Origin of the sequence: Rhodococcus sp. KB6, assembly GCF_001445685.1 — a bacterium.
GTDB classification, from domain to species: Bacteria; Actinomycetota; Actinomycetes; order Mycobacteriales; family Mycobacteriaceae; genus Rhodococcus_F; species Rhodococcus_F qingshengii.
The window spans coordinates 244,158-260,333 of record NZ_LNAK01000043.1; the positions used below are offsets into that span (position 1 = coordinate 244,158).

Consider the following 16,176-nt stretch of genomic DNA (forward strand, 5'->3'; position numbering starts at 1 on the left):
GCCGTTCCGGTAGTCAGAACTACCAGAAAGGCGCACAGGGGCGCGAAGTGCCTTACTTCAACAGCGCACGCGACATCACGACGCGCTGAATCTGGTTGGTGCCTTCGTAGATCTGCGTGATCTTGGCGTCGCGCATCATGCGCTCGACCGGGAAGTCGGTGGTGTAGCCGGCTCCACCGAACAGCTGTACGGCGTCAGTGGTGACCTCCATGGCAACGTCCGAAGCGAAGCACTTCGCCGCAGCGGAGATGAAGCCGAGGTTCTTCTCGCCGCGCTCGGCGCGTGCTGCGGAGGTGTAAACCATCAGACGTGCGGCTTCGACCTTCATCGCCATGTCCGCGAGCATGAACTGAACAGCCTGGAAGTCGCTGATGGACTTGCCGAACTGCTTGCGGTCCTTGGTGTACGCCAGCGCCGCGTCGAGTGCGCCCTGGGCCAGGCCGACGGCCTGTGCGCCGATGGTGGGACGCGTGTGGTCGAGCGTCTCGAGAGCCGTCTTGAAGCCGGTGCCCGGTTCGCCGATGATGCGGTCACCGGGGATGCGGCAGTTCTCGAAGTACAGCTCGGCGGTGGGGGAGCCCTTGATGCCGAGCTTCTTTTCCTTCGGTCCGACGACAAAGCCCTCGTCGTCCTTGTGGACCATGAAGGAGGAGATGCCGTTTGCGCCCTTGTCGGGATCGGTGACAGCCATGACGGTGTACCAGGTGGACTTGCCGCCGTTGGTGATCCAGCACTTGGAGCCGTTGAGGATCCAGTCGTCGCCGTCAGCCTTTGCGCGGGTACGCATCGAAGCGGCGTCGGATCCGGCTTCACGCTCGGACAGTGCGTACGACGCCATTCCGCCGTTGACGAGGTCCGGGAGCACCTTGGACTTGAGCTCTTCGGAACCCTTGAGGATCAGGCCCATGGTGCCGAGCTTGTTCACAGCGGGGATCAGCGAGGAGGATCCACAGACGCGGGCGACTTCCTCGATGACGATGCAGGTGGCGACGGAATCGGCGCCCTGGCCGTCGTAAGCCTCGGGAACGTGGATGGCGTTGAAGCCGGACGCGTTGAGAGCGGTGAGCGCTTCCTCGGGGAAACGTGCGTTCTCGTCGACGTCCTTGGCGTACGGCGCGATTTCCTTCTCGGAGAGTCCGCGGATAGCAGCCCGCAGTTCGTCGTGCTCTTCGTTCAGTGCGAAGAGATTGAAATCCGGGTTTCCTGCCATGGGAACGCTCCTTGGTGAAGGTGGCTTGAAGGCGGTCGGTGCGGCTCCGGCGTTACCAGCGAGATTCGCGGACAGACCGGTGCCCATGACCCCAGTCAAACACGGCACTGAGTGCCAGGTCAAGGGATGGGTGTGTGAAGTTTCGGTGCACGAGCAGTGTCAGCCGAGTTGTTCGTGGATTTTTCTGCTGATCTCATCAGCGGACGTGCCCGGGGGAAAGGCTACTACCAGCACGGACTTCGATTCTGGCGCGCTGGTCTTGGACCCGGGTGCCACGCCGTACGTCCGCCGAACGTCGAGCAATGCCTGACTTAGTGCGTCAGCTGTGGCGTCCTCGTCGCCTTTGATCATGCTTCGCAAGAGGTAGTTGTGGCACGCGGTGACAGCTGCGGCAAAACCGACAACCTCGAGGACAGGTTCGCGGGGCACAGCGCTGCGCAGGTAGTCGACGAAGAGGCGTTCGTAGCGGAATCCGGTGACGAGTTCGCGGTCGCGAAGAGCCGGAACATGCTGTACGACGCGGTATCGCCGCATCGACAGGTCTCGGTTCCTGCGGAAGAAATCGAAGACCAGTCCCGCGGCCTCGCACACGGACGCCCAGGGGTCGGCGGAATCGGACGCGAGGAAGTCTGCGACGTGTTCGAGGAGGGACTCGTGATCGGCGAAGATCACGTCTTCCTTGGAGCGGAACTGCCGGAAGAACGTCCGACGCGACACACCGGCGGCAGCGGCGATCTGCTCGACGGTGGTGGCTTCGTACCCGTTCTCCGAGAACAACCGGATCGCTTGAGACGCGACGTGTACCCGAAACTGTGCGGGGTCAGTTCCGGGTACATCGGAGCGCTCGGTCATGGACGCAAGTATCCAGGTTTCGTCGGCGTCAGTTGTCGGCGCGTAGCTGGAACTTGAGAACCTTGCCGGTGGGGGTGCGAGGAAGGTCGACCGGGAAGACGATGTCGCGGGGAACCTTGTACCCGGCCAGCAAAGTGCGGGTGTGCTCGACGATGTCTTCGGCGGATGCCTGTAATCCCTTGCCCAGCACCACGAATGCCTTCGGGCGCTCGCCCCACTTCTCGTCGGGAACGCCGACGACTGCCACGTCGATCACCGCGGGGTGACTCATGATCGCCTGCTCCACCTCGACGGTGGAGATGTTCTCGCCGCCTGAGATGATGATGTCCTTCGCGCGGTCCTTGAGCTGGATGTATCCGTCGGGATGCATGACGCCGAGGTCGCCGGAATGGAACCAACCACCGGCAAATGCTTCGGCTGTCGCGGCCTCGTCGCGGTAGTATCCGAGCATCACGTTGTTGCCGCGGAGCACGATCTCACCCATGGTCTGGCCGTCGGCGGGGACGTCGTTCATCTCGGCATCGACAACGCGAGCATTTTCGGCCTGCACCATGCCGACTCCCTGACGCGAGAGAAGTGCGGCGCGCTCGGACTGCGGCTTGTCGTCCCAGGCTTCCTGGTATTCGCAGATCGTGTAGGGGCCGTATACCTCGGTGAGGCCGTAGACGTGAACGACGGTGACACCGATGTCTTCGAGTTTTCCGATGATCGTCGGTGACGGGGGAGCGCCGGCGGTGGTGATGCGCAAGGCGTCGACCTTGTGGGCCTGGTCTGCGTCGGCGATGGTGGAGCAGACGGTAGGAGCGCCGCACAGATGTGTCACGCCCAGATTGTCGATGGCGTCCCAGATCGCATCGGCGCGGACCGCGCGCAGGCAGATGTGTGTGCCCGCGGCCTGAGTGACGGCCCACGGCGTGCACCACCCGTTGCAGTGGAACATCGGCAGTGTCCACAGATACTTCGTCGCTCCGTCGAAGCCGTTGTGGAATGTCTCGCCGAGCGAGTTCAGGTACGCCCCGCGGTGGGAGTACATGACGCCCTTGGGTTTTCCGGTGGTACCCGAGGTGTAGTTGATGGCGATACACTGCTGCTCGTCGTCGACGCCCCAGTGCAGTGGCTGATCGGAGAGAGCTTCGCCTTCGGCAATCAGATCGGCGTACTGCCCGGTGACGATTCCGGTGGGAACGTCCGGATAGGGGACGGTGGAGTCCGGGATCTCGACGATCTCACGCAGGCTCCCCACGTTTGCCTTGGACGAGGTGACCGAACCGACGAATTCGGAGTCCACGAACAGGATCGTGGTTCCCGAGTGATCGAGAATGTATTCGAGTTCGGGACCGGCGAGGCGTGAGTTCAGGGCGATCAGGACCCCGCCGGCGAGGGGAACGGCAAAATGCGCGAACAGCATCTCGGGTACGTTCGGCGCCAGGTATGCAACGCGGTCACCGGGCTGAATGCGTTCACGCAGGACGCGGGCCAGAGCCGCGACCTCGTCACCGAACTCTCGGTACGAGTAGGTCCGGTCGCCGTGAACGACGGCGGTGCGCTCGGGGAACACCGCGGCGCTGCGCTCGAGAAAACGCAGCGGACTGAGCGGGGTGTTGTTGGCTGCAACAGCTGTCGGGACAGACACGGTTCCTCCGAAGGCGACGTGGCACGGTTGGTGTCACGATAAGTGTGATCGGCACTACAAACGGCCTGGATGCACGCTATTGCCCAGCCAAAGGTGCCGCTACCCTCTGAATTGGGTACGTGGAGGTGAGAGTGAACAGGGTACTGAGACCGAGCGACGACGACGCGTTGCGCGCCGAACTGCGTCGGCTGCACCCCAAAACCGAGTTGCCGGTTCTGTTCGGCGGCTGCGTCAGCGACCGGTCGCTGACCATCACCGGTCACGTCGGCACGCGCAGCAACATCCTGCGAAACCTGCGGATCGACGCCGAATGCGGACTCGGCGGTCGGGCGATCGCAGAACAACGACCGGGCGCGGTCCAGGACTACGCGAACTCGTCGCACATCACTCACGACTACGACTACGAAGTGGGCACCGAAGCGATCGAATCCTTGATGGCAGTCCCCATCGTCGTACGCGGGGTTACTCGCGGAGCGATCTACGGAGGACTGCGTGCCAACCTGCCGATCGGCGACGTGATCGCAGAGACGATGATGCGATCGTCGTACGCGTTGGCCCGCGAATTCGAGATTCGCGACGAAGTGGATCGTCGGGTGGCGATGCTCGATACCGCTGCGGTGGAACATGGTTCGAACCGCGATGCCCAGATATCCGAAGGGTTGACCGAGAGCGTCCTGGCGCTCGGCGAGATCGCGGCGAACCTCGAGGACATGGCTCTCAGCGCGCAGGTCCTCGCGGTCGAGGCAAAGTTGCGGTCGTTGGCGTCGCCGAAACCTTCCGCGAACACGCCAGTCGCGAACACCGTTGTCCTGTCGCCACGCGAGCGGGAGGTGATGGGATACGTCGCTCTCGGACTGCGCAATGCCGAGATCGCCGAGAGGTTGTCCCTGAGCGTCGAAACGATCAAGACGTACATGAGGAATCTGATGGGAAAACTCGACGTCCGCAGTCGTCACGAAGCGGTCGTGGAAGCGCGGCGGCAGGGTTTGATTCTGTGAGGGCTTGATTCTCTGATCGGTCCCGCCAAGCGGAATTTCGGAACTGCGTCGCCACTCCGGTTGATATGACGGACCTCACTATCGGCAGAGTTCGACACGAGTGATGAGGGCATCGATGCAGGATTTGTTCGACAACAACGACATGACCGGCCTGGCCGAAGCGATCAAGAGCGGCGACGTCTCCGCCAAGGAAGTCCTCGAGTTCAGTCTGGACAGGCTCGACGAGCGCAACCCGGCAGTCAACGCGGTGATCAGTGAGCGCCGAGAGGAAGCGCGCAACGAGGTATCAGGCGGCCTGCCGGATGGTCCACTGCAGGGCGTCCCGTTCGTGATCAAAGACCTCGGCATGGACGTCGCAGGATTGCCGAGCACCAATGGATCTCGATTGTTCGCCGACGCTGTGGCAGAAAAAGATTCGACGCTCGTCGAGCGCTACCGCCAGGCTGGTCTGGTTGTCATCGGCAAGACGAACACCCCGGAGTTCGGCAAGAACGCGAGTACCGAACCTGCGCTGTTCGGACCCACCCGTAACCCTTACGCCCTTGATCGTTCGCCCGGCGGATCTTCGGGTGGCACGGCTGTAGCTGTTGCCGTCGGGATTGTGCCAGGCGGGCATGCCAGCGACGGTGGTGGATCGATCCGTATTCCCGCATCGGCCTGCGGCCTGGTAGGCCTCAAGCCGAGCCGAGGACGTACTCCGACGGCACCGGCGCGCACGCTCTTCTCGTCGCCGATGAGTGTTCATCACGCGCTCACCCGAAGTGTCCGCGACACTGCGTTGCTTCTCGATCTGTCCGCCGGGCCGACAGTGGGCGATCCTTACGTGATCCTGGCGCCGAAGCGGCCGTACATCGAGGAAGTGGGTGCCGATCCCGGACGGTTGCGGATCGGTTTGAGTAACGCTCTTCCTGACGGCACCCCGGTGGACCCGGAGTGCTCGGCCGTCGCGACCGGTGTTGGCGGCCTGCTCGAAGAACTCGGTCACGATGTCACCGAGGGTGCCCCGAACTTTCCGCTCGATGCGCTCACTGCCGGGCTTTCGGTGTTGATGGGCATTCCGATGACGATCGAGGTCGACGAACGACTCGCCGCCCTGAATCGCGCGATCCGCGACGACGACCTCGAGCCGATGGCGCGGATGATCTACGACCGCGCGAAGTCCGAAAGTGCGACGAACGTCGTCAAGGCATTGCAGGAACTCGAGCGGGCCGCCCAGGTGATCGGTGCGTTCTTTGTCGATCACGACCTGTTGCTGACTCCGACGATGGCTCGGCCGGCAGCTCCGCTCGGTCTGCTCGATACGGCGAATCCTATGTCGATCTGGGAGCATTCGGCCGGGTACAGCGGCTTGACCAGTCCGTTCAACAGTTCAGGTCAGCCGGCGATTTCCTTGCCGATGGGTCATGACTCGGCCGGCGTTCCGATAGGCGTGCAGTTGGTCGGCGCGTTCGGCCGTGAAGATCTGCTGATTCAGGTTGCGTCGCAGCTCGAAACAGCCCGTCCGTGGTCCATTGCGCCGGTGTGGCCGCCGGTCCCGGCGTAGCGCGCGGTCGTCCGAGCCGGGGAGGACGTCAGGCGATGATGCGAATCGGCCACTGGCCGTTCACATCTGCCACGTCCCTCCCTTGGCTGAGAAGGTACTCGGCGAAATCGCGTTGCCGCTCGGCGTGCCAATCGGCTTGATCGACCATGAGATCGAGCCCCAGGATGTCGGGGAACCGCACGGCCAACTCGCGGGCCAACGCTGCCGCAGCTTTGGCATCGGCCTCGGCTTCGTGCGCCGACTCCAATGAAATTCCGTAGTGCTCGCACACGGCCGCAAGCGTTCGCTTGCCCTTGCGGAACGTATCCATCGCCCGATCGATCACGTACGGATCGATCACCAACCCCGGAACGAATGCAGGCTTGCCGATGCGCAGACCCTCGGCATGCATGACCGTCAGATCATAGGAGGCATTGAACGCCACGACGGCGTGATCGCGCGCCCAGGAATTGTGCAGAGCCTCGCGAATCTCTTCGTAGCCCTCGGAATAATCCTGGCCGTGTTGCGCCGCGAACTCGGTGCTGATGCCGTGAACAGCCGAGGCGCCGGCGGGGATCTCGACGCCGGGATCGAGTAGCCACGTGCGTGTTTCGACACTCGAACCGTCGATCACCGCGACGCAGGCACTGACGATACGAGCGGTCGACGGATCCCGCCCCGTGGTCTCGAGGTCGAACGCGCAGATCGGGCGATCGGACCAGCTACTCATCGGGGGCCTTTCGGTGCAGAACGTCATGTCCGAATCACTATGCACCCCCCTACCGACACAAACGACGAACAGCCACCTCCGGGGTGAAGGTGGAGGTGGCTGCTGCGTGACTGTGTGACGGACCTACAGAATCTCGGTTCCGACCGTGAAGCGATCCATGACGTCTTCGCGCGGAGTCACACCGAAGCCCGGTCCCTGCGGCACGGCGATGTGGCCGTCCTCGATGACAAAAGGTTCGGTGATGTCTTCCTTGTAGAAGCGATCGGAAGCCGAGATGTCGCCGGGCAGCGTGAATCCGTCCAGCGCCGCGAGGGCTGCGTTGGCGGCGCGGCCGATTCCGGTCTCGAGCATTCCGCCGCACCACACCGCAATACCGTGTGCCGAGGCGAGATCGTGGATGCGCTTGGCTTCCAGATATCCACCGACACGGCTCGGCTTGATGTTGATGACCGAAGCGGCACCGAGCGTGATGGCATCCGCCGCATCCTTGGCCGACTCGACCGACTCGTCGAGGCAGATCGGAGTCGAAAGGGACTGGGCGAGCTTGGCGTGCTGCACCAAATCGTCCTCGGCCAGCGGCTGTTCGATGAGGAGCAGTGCGAATTCGTCCAGGCGACGGAGCAACTGCGCGTCGACGAGGGTGTACGCGGCATTCGCGTCGACCTGCAGAGGGACGTCGTAGCCGAACTCCTTGCGCACCGCAGCCACGGGAGCGATGTCCCAGCCCGGCTTGATCTTCAGCTTGATTCGCACGTAACCCTGCGACAGATAGTTGCCGACGGTCTCGAGCAGCTGAGGGATGCTGTCCTGGATGCCGATGGACACTCCCGAGGGAACTCGCGTGCGAGTGGCACCGAGGTACCGAGCGAAAGACTGTCCGCGAGCGCGCAATTCAGCATCGAGAATTGCCATTTCGATAGCTGACTTGGACATCTGGTGACCCACGATGTGGTGAAGTACGCTGCCGACCGTCTCGGCGGTGAGCGGTTGATCCGACTGCGACTTACGTAGCGTCGGAACAAGATACTCGCGAAGCATCGCCCGCGCACCAGCGGTGTATTCGGAGTTGTAGTACGGATCGCTGAGCGAGCCGCACTCGCCCCAGCCGACGGTCTCCACCGGACCGTTGGGGCCGTCGGTGGTGCCGCTCACTTTCAGGACGAGGGTGTTGCGCTCGAGCTGGGTGCTGAATGACGTGGTGAAGGGGGAGACGAGAGGGATGCGCAGTTCGCGCAATTCGACGGACTCAATGTGCATGGACTTGCTCTTCTCCGGTTGTCTCGCAGATTTTCGTGAACATGTAATAGCCGCTGGGGTCGAAGCCGGTCGATTGCCATTCCTTCGAGGCGATCAGTGGTTCGAGGTACTCGCGAAGCGCGTGTCGCCAGGCAAAGGCAGAGGCGCGGTCGACTGTTCTCAGATGCTCGATGTCTCTGGGTATTCCGACTGCGATATCGACGCAGTCGGGTGGGATCGGGAGCATTCGAGGCGTACCGTCTTCGGTGGGTTGAAGCACCTTGAATGTATCATTCACGGCCACAGTAGAACTCGGAGATCCATCGACGTCGAGGTCCCAACTGACGAGCATACGATCGCTGGCGTCGCCTGCGTTGATTCCGTCTGCCATCGACCCGTAGAAATCCGGGTTGTATTCGGCCGGTTCGGCTCCGAGACGTTGAATGTTGAAATAGGCATTTCGTGCGACCAGTGGATCGAAGGTCCACCGGATCGTCCTGACGCCGCGCTCGATGCACCAGTCTCGCTGATGATGCTTGAGGGCGCGGCCGATTCCCTTGCCTGCGTGTCCCGGTAGTACTCCGGCGATGTGTGAGTGCAGAACCTCGCCGAGAGGCTCGACGAAGAATCCGACGCAACCACCGATCATTTCGCCTTCGGAAAAGGCTCCCACCACGTAGTGACCACCGTGGTGAAGCGCAACCAACATCGCAGTGCCGAAATGAGCCGGTCCGGGACTGGTAGCCCAGATCTCGTCGAAAACGGCGGATAGATCGGCTATTTCGCGGGTATCGACCAGTTCTCGAAACTCAACCGCTTTGCTTTTCGACACGAGGGCCCCCTTCAGACGTGATCGAACGAATAAGGCCCGCAACCAACGCCGTCCTCGGAGCGATTGCGGACACGAGCGCATGCTCGGTCTCGGCGTGTGCACCGCCGCCGACGCCACCGAGGCCGTCGAGGGTGGGGATACCGATACCGGCAGTGAAGTTTCCGTCCGAGGCTCCGCCGACGGCGAGGCCGACGGGAGGAGTCAGATCATGCTCGAGCGCAACGCGTTCCGCCAACGCCAGCAACGGTGCGGACATCGTCGCTTCGAGAGGGGGACGGTTGACACCACCCGAGACCGTGACTACGGCTGCGGGGTGGATTGCCTGCAGGGCTCGGATATTCGCATCGACGCGCTCCTGCTCGGCGGCGCTGGTTGCGCGCACGTCCACGTCGACGAAGGCTTCTGCCGGAACGGTGTTGGTTGTGGTTCCGGCTGAAATGACAGTCGGGGTGACGGTGGTTGCCTGCGCCGGCGAGGACAAGTCGTTGATCGCGATCACGAGACGAGCCAGTTCTACTGCAGCGTTGATGCCTTTTTCCGGCTCCAGCCCGGCGTGGGCGGCGCGACCGGCAACATGGATCCGATACAGCGACACCCCCTTGCGGACAGTCTTCAGTTCGCCACCGTCACCGCCGGCCTCGAGAACCAGTACCGCGCCTGCCGCAAATTCCTCGATGAGGGACCGCGACGTGGGTGAACCGATTTCTTCGTCACCGGTCACGAGGAGTGTGATTCCGTCGAGTGCATCGTCGCCGTGCAGCTCCCGGACGATAGCGAGGGCGTGGATTGCCTGAACGACACCAAGTTTCATGTCGAGTCCGCCCGGACCTCGGAGCGCTCCGTCGGTGACGGCTGCGGGCAGGCGTGTCAGGGTGCCGATCGGCCACACGGTGTCATGATGACCGAGCAGCATCAGCCGCGTCGGTGAGCTGCCGAAACGGGTCACCAGATGGGTACGGCCTTCCGCCACTATCGACTCCGGTGTCACGCTGAGTCGTTCGTGGACAAGGTCTGACGTCCACTTCGCGCTGCGGGCAACAGCTTCGAGATCGTGTGACGGCGACTCGACTTCGATGAGCGCGATGGCGTCCTCGAGGATCTGAGGAAGTTGGCGCTCGGCCAGATCGCGGAGAATGGTCATCGGTTGTTCACTCGCGGATACGCGCGGCTTCCGACGTGTAGCAATTGTGTACTCCCGTTGTCGGAGAAAGTGATCCGGATCCAACCCGCTGATTGAGGTAGTTGGGTCGCGAATACTCCAGGGTGAACTTCGATCAGGCTGAGAGAGACGGACTCTGCGCTTTCGGCGGTGACCGAAGGGTCGATGTGATCGGTGCGGCGGGCGGTCAGGGAACCGCCGGTCCTTTCCAAGACGAAATCGGCTGCGGCATCGCGGTACAGGCCGCACAGCGCATCGAGTTCTTCAGGTGAGGACGTGACGCGGGTGTGGGGGTCACCAGGCGAGAATGCCGGTGTCACACTGACGCCGCCTATGGAACCGATTACTTCAGCCAGAAGATCGCCGGAGAGAGCGTCCATTGCTCCACCGTTGGCCATCAGGACCACGGCTAGACCGCACGACGGCACCACTCGCAAGAACGACTGCTGGCCGAGAGTTCCGCCATTGTGGCCATGAGCCAGTACCCCGCCCCAATTATGCAGCAGCCACGTGGTTCCCATGATGTCCGCTGACGACACGTCACCGATCTGGCGGCGCTCCTCGAGCATCGCCAGATGGGTGGACCGCTGAAGCAGAATCGGATCCTCGCGCATCGAATCCTGCGCGAACAGAAGAAGGTCCTCGGCGGTGCTGTTGATGAGACCGGCGGGGCCCATCGAGCGAGGGATGAGGAATTGTGGTGTCTGCTCGAGGTCGTCGGCAGCGCCGACGTGCCCGACTGCAGCGCGGTGCAGTGCCGTCTCCTCAGGCAGGGTCGTGGTTTTGGTCAGGCCGAGCGGTTCGATGATCCGCTCGCGCAGAACCGCGTCCCAACTCTTACCTCGGAGAACCTCGATGATTCGTCCGGCGATCACGAAGCCGGTGTTGCAGTACGACCAATCGGTGCCGGGGGCGAAGAGCTGCACCGTTGATTTCAGTGATGCGACGTATCGCTCGACGCAGTCGTCGCCGCGCCCGCCGTCGATGAAAACGTCACCGTCGATGCCACTGGTGTGAGTCAACAGGTGGCGAGTCGTGACCGTTTCGGTGGCTACCGCGTCGGCAACTGCGAAGTCCGGCAGGATGTTCCGTACAGGTGAGTCGAGATCCAGCAATCCTTCTTCGACGAGCTGCATGATCAGGGTGGCCGTCCAGACCTTGCTGATCGAACCCATCTGGAACAGCGTGTCGGGCGTAGCCGCGACGCCGGTGCGGGTACTGACGACACCGGACGTGACCACGGTGCGGGAGAATCCGCTGCGGGTTGTGGTCAGAATTCCCAGTGAGGCGCCGGGCACCCCGTACTTCGCACTCAGGGTGTCGAGTCGGTACTGCCAGTAGTCGGGATCGACCGTGGTCAGTGCGGGCTTGGGGGAGAGGTGCCGTTCGATCCAGTCGACGAGACGAGTGCTGTACTCCAGTCGGTGGGACGGCCGACCCGTCAACACGAAGGCATGTGACGCGTCCGGGAAAACCACCAACTCGGTCGGGGTGCCGGCCAAACGCAGTCCACCGAACCACTGTTCGGCCTGGTTGACCGGGCAACGGACGTCGCTGCCGCCGTGAAGGATCAGCGTCGGTGTCGTCACCTGGGAGACTCGCCCCAGCGGCGAAAGTTCCCGTACCCGAGATGACTGCGGGTCGAATTCGACCGTCTGCAGCAAGATGCCCTCGTCCGAGGGGCCGGCTGTGTTCGCGATGTCGCAAACGAGACCACCGGCGACTGCGACGGCAAACCGATCGGTGACGGACGTCAGGGCGCACGTCATGAATCCGCCGTAGCTGTAGCCCGTGAGTACCAGTTGCTTCGGATCGGCCATCCCCTCGGCGACAAGGGTTTCGACCGGTTCGAGCAGGTCGGCACGATCCGCCTCACCCCAGCCGTCCCGCACACCGTCGAAGAAGTCGTTTCCGTAGCCGTCACTTCCGCGCGGATTGATCATCAAGACCGTGAATCCCAGCGCGACCAGTTCCGCGTGGTATGCGTGCATCACGGTGGGCGTTCCGGTCCAGGCATTGTGTGGTCCGCCGTGGACGTCCAGAACCAGCGGACCGGCGCCCGTGACGTTCGGGTCGCGCAGGATCCAACCCTGAACACGGGTGCCGTCGCTGATGTCGAACCAACGCTCGGAGGCGACTGGAAACGCGACGGAAGTTGTCAGTTCCGTGTTCAATTCGGTGACCGTTTCGACTGCACGAGTCTCGAGGTCGATGACGGCGACCTCGCCGAAGGATGTCGCCGTTGCCAGCGCGACGACGGCTCGCCCGGACGTCAGGGCAAGGCCTGAGACCACTGTCTGCTCGCCGGTGAGAAGTGGTGAGACGGAGCCTGATCCGAAATCGACCTTGTGCAGTTCGGTGGAGCCGTGGTTGCGGATGCAGAAGACGATGTCGCCGTCGGCGGTGAAACTCGGTGCGCCACCGGGATAACCGGTCCCGCCCGGCATGACGTTTCGGTCGAGTCCGGACGTCAGGCTGCGGTCTTCCACTCGCTGGTCGCGGTGCAGGACAAGAAGTTCGTTGTTGTGAATGATCGGTGTGTGCCAACCGACGGCTACGACCGCGTCGCCGGCAGGTGTCCATGCAAGTGGTCCTGCGATGCCGCGTGCGTGCCCCAACATCCGCGGAGCGGAGGCGAGATCAGTCAGCGATACGGTCCAGGCGGAACTCGCCCGCGTCAGATCGGCGTCGCCGTCCATCGCCGCGGTGAAAGCAAGTTCGGTGCCGTCGGGACTGTACGCGGGATACGAAGCGTCCCAATCGCCGTCCGTCAGCTGCCGTAGCGAGCCGGCGACCAGATCGAACTCGAACAGGTGCGCCCGAACGCTGCCCCGGACACCGGATCCGTCGACCTTGTAGTTGAGGCGCTTCGCCACCAAGAGGCATGACGATCCGGCGGCAGTGCGGTCGACGGGGGCGCTGAAGGCGATCCGAGCGCCGTCGGGAGAGAACACCGGTGCCCCCGCGCCGAGCGGGAGCTGCGCCGTGGTGGTCAGCTGTGTTGCCGGGCCCCCGGTGGCGTCGACCTTCCACAGTTGTGGTGTGCCCGAGGAATCCGGCCGAACGAAGACCAACAGCGTCGAAACGGGATGCCAAGCCGGCGAGGTGTCGGCAGGTCCCGCGGTGAGCTGTAGTTGCGGGGAAGCCAACCAGATCGAGTGCTCGTTGGTATCCGCAGCCGGATTCGATTCGGTACGTACGTATGCAATGCGTCCCGACGCCGATACGGCGATGCTGGTCGGTGTAACCACGGACGCGTAATCCTGGATTCTCGCCGAACGACGTTCTTCGGCACGGGCTACGGCAGCGGGGGAGTCGAGAGTGGTCGGCGTTGTCATTGGAACATCGGCTCCCCGAATGTCGGGATCGCGGACAACAGCTTTGCCGTGTACGGCTCCTTTGGCGAATCGATCACGTCGAGAACCGGCCCGTGCTCGACGATCTCGCCGCCGAGCATGACTGCGACGTGGTCACAGACGTAGCGGATCACCGCCAGGTTGTGACTGACGAACAGAACCGTCAGACCAAGCTGCTTCTGCAGATCCACCAACAGATTCAGAACCGCGCCCTGCACGGACACGTCCAGAGCGGAGGTGATTTCGTCGGCAAGCAGAACTGCCGGTGCGGCTGCCAAAGCCCGCGCGAGGGCAACGCGTTGGCGCTGACCACCCGACAACGACGATGGGTATTCGTGCGCCTTCTCCACCGGCAGTTGGACGGTGGTGAGGAGTCGAGCGACCTCGGCGGCGCGGTCGCCGCGGCTGCGCCGAGCTTTGTCACGACGCTCGGTGGACCGCAGCGCCTCGGCGAGTGACTGGCCGATGGTCATTCGCGGGTCGAGGCACGAGTACGGATCTTGGAAGACCATCTGGATCCGGTGGCGCAGACGAGCCGTCGCGCCGCGGGCGTGAGCGACGTCCACACCGTCGAGAAGGATCTGGCCGGAACTGGGCTCGGCCAGGCCGACAGTTGCTCGCGCCAGTGTCGACTTTCCGGAACCCGATTCACCGACGAGACCGACCACCGATCCGGAGGGGATGTCGAGATTGATGTTCTTGACGGCGTGGAATTTTTTCGAACCGCTACCGAGGTGAACGTTGACGTCACGGAATTCGAGTCTGCTCATCGGATCTCCTCTGCAACAGCCAACAGTTCTTCCAACTCGATGTCGGCGGTGCTCTCCTCGGCGTCGAGGCTCTCCACCTGCCAGGCTTCGTCGACGGTGGCAAGCGGCTTGTCGCGATCGGTGCTCATGGTGGGGACCGCGGCGATCAGCGCGCGGGTGTACGGATGCTTTGCACGGCCGGCAATCAGATCGTCGACTGCGATGTCTTCGACGATTTCGCCGGCAAACATGACGAGGACACGGGTGCACATGCCGGTGATGACGGCCATGTCGTGCGAGATGAGAAGGATTGCGGCGCCGGTTTCTTCGCGAACCTCGTGGAGCAGCCCGAGGACCTCACGCTGAACGGTCACGTCGAGCGCAGTGGTGGGTTCGTCCGCGATGATCAGAGCGGGCTTACCCATCAGACCCATGGCGATCATCGCGCGCTGACGCATACCGCCGGAGAACTCGTGGGGGTACTGCTTCGCACGCCTGGGCGCGTCGGGGATCTTGACGGCGTTCAGTCGCTCGACTGCCGCCTTCTTCGCGTCGGCCTTGCTCATACCTTCGTGGAGCCAACCGATCTCGGCGACCTGGTATCCGACCTTGAGAGACGGATTCATGGACGACATCGGATCCTGGAACACCATCGCCATACGTGTGCCGAGTTGGCGGGCAACCTTGCGCGAAGCCGCGTCGTCCGGCCGCTTGCCGTCCTTCATCAGCACGGTGCCGTCGAACTCGATGAGCCCGGCGTCGACCACGGTGGGGTGGTCGGTCAGCTGCGCGATTGCCATGCAACTCAGTGACTTTCCGGACCCGGATTCACCGACGATGCCCACGGTTTCGCCGCGGTGAACTGTAAAACTGATGTTGTCGACGGGGCGACGCCAGTCGTCACCCGCGGGGACTGCGACGGACATGTTGCGGACGGTCAGTACCGCGTCTTCGTCGGTGGGCGCCGAATCGGCCTGGGCAGTTTTCCGGTTGATCGGCTTCCACTTCGGCAGGCGACTGCTGATCGGGCTGCGAACTCCCGCGCCGCGAGCAATGGCCTCGCCGAGCAGCGTGAAGGTCAAGCCGGCGAGCACGACGGCGATGCCGGGGGCGAGTGCGGTGGCCGGGTTGACGAAGATCTTCGACAGACCTTCGTTGAGCATCCGGCCCCAGTCGAATGCAGGCGGCTGAATGCCCAAGCCGAGGAACGAGAGTCCGGCGAAGACCACGAGGCCGCTGCCGACAGCGATGCTGGCATTGACGATGAGTGGTTCACGGATATTGGGGAGAATGTGGCGGAACAGCAGCCCCGGCTTGGTAACCCCGAGGATGCGCGCTGCGTCGATGAAGTCGCGTCCGTTGACCGACGAAGCCAGTGCGTACGTCAACCTCGCGAACGGCGAGGCCAGGGCGAGACCGATGGCGATCACCGCGCTGCCAGCACCCTGTCCGAGAACGACCAACAGGAAGATCGCGAGGAGCAGTCCGGGGAATGCGATGGCGAAGTTGAGGAATGCCACGACCATTCGTCCGACCCAGCGGGGAGCGAGCGTCGGGAGCGTACCGAGTATCAGGCCAATTGTGACACCGAGTGCGACGGCTCCGAGAGCCATGAGCACCGACAGTCTCGCGGCGGTCATCGTGCGGGCGAAGACGTCACGCCCGCCGGCGTCGGTGCCGAAGATGTGCTCGGAACTAGGTCCCTGAGAGAGTGCCTTCGGGTTGGCTGCGACAGCGGCGTCACCCCAGATCATCGGTCCGAAGATGACGAGGGCGATCAGAGCGGTCAGGAAGGTGAGGGCCAGGATTCCCAATGGGGTGCGGAACGTTCCGACGATCCAGTGTCGTCGCGGGGGCGTCTTGGGGGCCGCAGTGGGGGCCGTAGGTGAGGTGCTCAAC

The 16,176-nt window shown here is 63.2% G+C and carries 12 protein-coding genes; 2 read left to right on the top strand and 10 right to left on the bottom strand.

All coding sequences use genetic code 11. From position 1 onward, the window contains the following. Nucleotides 1-52: 52 nt before the first annotated feature. The 3 genes from ASU23_RS08220 to ASU23_RS08230 all read right to left on the bottom strand — a co-directional run bounded on the left by ASU23_RS08220 (nucleotide 53) and on the right by ASU23_RS08230 (nucleotide 3,695). Nucleotides 53-1,210 carry an acyl-CoA dehydrogenase gene (locus tag ASU23_RS08220; protein ID WP_003939784.1) on the bottom strand — a complete coding sequence of 386 codons (1,158 nt, stop codon included), beginning with the start codon at nucleotides 1,208-1,210 and terminating at the stop codon, nucleotides 53-55. A gap of 159 nt (nucleotides 1,211-1,369) precedes the next feature. Next, the gene (locus tag ASU23_RS08225) at nucleotides 1,370-2,062 is read right to left on the bottom strand and encodes a TetR family transcriptional regulator (RefSeq protein WP_058037697.1); all 693 of its coding nucleotides are present in this window, start codon (nucleotides 2,060-2,062) and stop codon (nucleotides 1,370-1,372) included. A 28-nt stretch (nucleotides 2,063-2,090) separates the two neighbouring features. After that, nucleotides 2,091-3,695, bottom strand: coding sequence for an acyl--CoA ligase family protein (locus ASU23_RS08230; RefSeq protein WP_058037698.1), 1,605 nt, complete (start codon nucleotides 3,693-3,695; stop codon nucleotides 2,091-2,093). Nucleotides 3,696-3,826: 131 nt separating this feature from the next. Between ASU23_RS08230 and ASU23_RS08235 the strand changes: the two genes are divergently transcribed. Next, the gene (locus ASU23_RS08235) at nucleotides 3,827-4,693 is read left to right on the top strand and encodes a response regulator transcription factor (protein WP_058037699.1); all 867 of its coding nucleotides are present in this window, start codon (nucleotides 3,827-3,829) and stop codon (nucleotides 4,691-4,693) included. 115 nt (nucleotides 4,694-4,808) lie between these two features. After that, complete coding sequence (locus ASU23_RS08240) at nucleotides 4,809-6,236, top strand: amidase (protein WP_058037700.1); 1,428 nt, start codon at nucleotides 4,809-4,811, stop codon at nucleotides 6,234-6,236. Nucleotides 6,237-6,264: 28 nt separating this feature from the next. On the opposite strand, the gene ASU23_RS08245 is transcribed toward ASU23_RS08240, so the two are convergent. The 7 genes from ASU23_RS08245 to ASU23_RS08275 all read right to left on the bottom strand — a co-directional run bounded on the left by ASU23_RS08245 (nucleotide 6,265) and on the right by ASU23_RS08275 (nucleotide 16,175). Further along, nucleotides 6,265-6,945: a 3'-5' exonuclease gene (locus tag ASU23_RS08245; RefSeq protein ID WP_047271154.1), complete on the bottom strand. Its 681-nt coding sequence runs from the start codon at nucleotides 6,943-6,945 to the stop codon at nucleotides 6,265-6,267. A gap of 123 nt (nucleotides 6,946-7,068) precedes the next feature. Beyond that, nucleotides 7,069-8,202 (bottom strand): o-succinylbenzoate synthase, encoded by a 1,134-nt coding sequence (gene menC, locus ASU23_RS08250; protein ID WP_007731359.1) that lies wholly within the window; start codon nucleotides 8,200-8,202, stop codon nucleotides 7,069-7,071. After that, entirely contained in the window at nucleotides 8,192-9,013 is an 822-nt protein-coding gene (locus ASU23_RS08255) for a GNAT family N-acetyltransferase (protein WP_007731362.1), read from the bottom strand. Before ASU23_RS08255 ends, menC begins: the two co-directional genes overlap by 11 nt. Further along, nucleotides 8,991-10,154, bottom strand: coding sequence for a M20/M25/M40 family metallo-hydrolase (locus tag ASU23_RS08260; protein ID WP_058037701.1), 1,164 nt, complete (start codon nucleotides 10,152-10,154; stop codon nucleotides 8,991-8,993). The genes ASU23_RS08255 and ASU23_RS08260 overlap by 23 nt, the downstream gene beginning before the upstream one ends. Further along, nucleotides 10,151-13,510, bottom strand: coding sequence for a serine hydrolase (locus ASU23_RS08265; protein WP_058037702.1), 3,360 nt, complete (start codon nucleotides 13,508-13,510; stop codon nucleotides 10,151-10,153). The genes ASU23_RS08260 and ASU23_RS08265 overlap by 4 nt, the downstream gene beginning before the upstream one ends. Beyond that, complete coding sequence (locus ASU23_RS08270) at nucleotides 13,507-14,298, bottom strand: ABC transporter ATP-binding protein (RefSeq protein WP_003940215.1); 792 nt, start codon at nucleotides 14,296-14,298, stop codon at nucleotides 13,507-13,509. The genes ASU23_RS08265 and ASU23_RS08270 overlap by 4 nt, the downstream gene beginning before the upstream one ends. Further along, nucleotides 14,295-16,175 carry a dipeptide/oligopeptide/nickel ABC transporter permease/ATP-binding protein gene (locus tag ASU23_RS08275; RefSeq protein ID WP_225320135.1) on the bottom strand — a complete coding sequence of 627 codons (1,881 nt, stop codon included), beginning with the start codon at nucleotides 16,173-16,175 and terminating at the stop codon, nucleotides 14,295-14,297. Before ASU23_RS08275 ends, ASU23_RS08270 begins: the two co-directional genes overlap by 4 nt. Nucleotide 16,176: the final 1 nt, after the last annotated feature.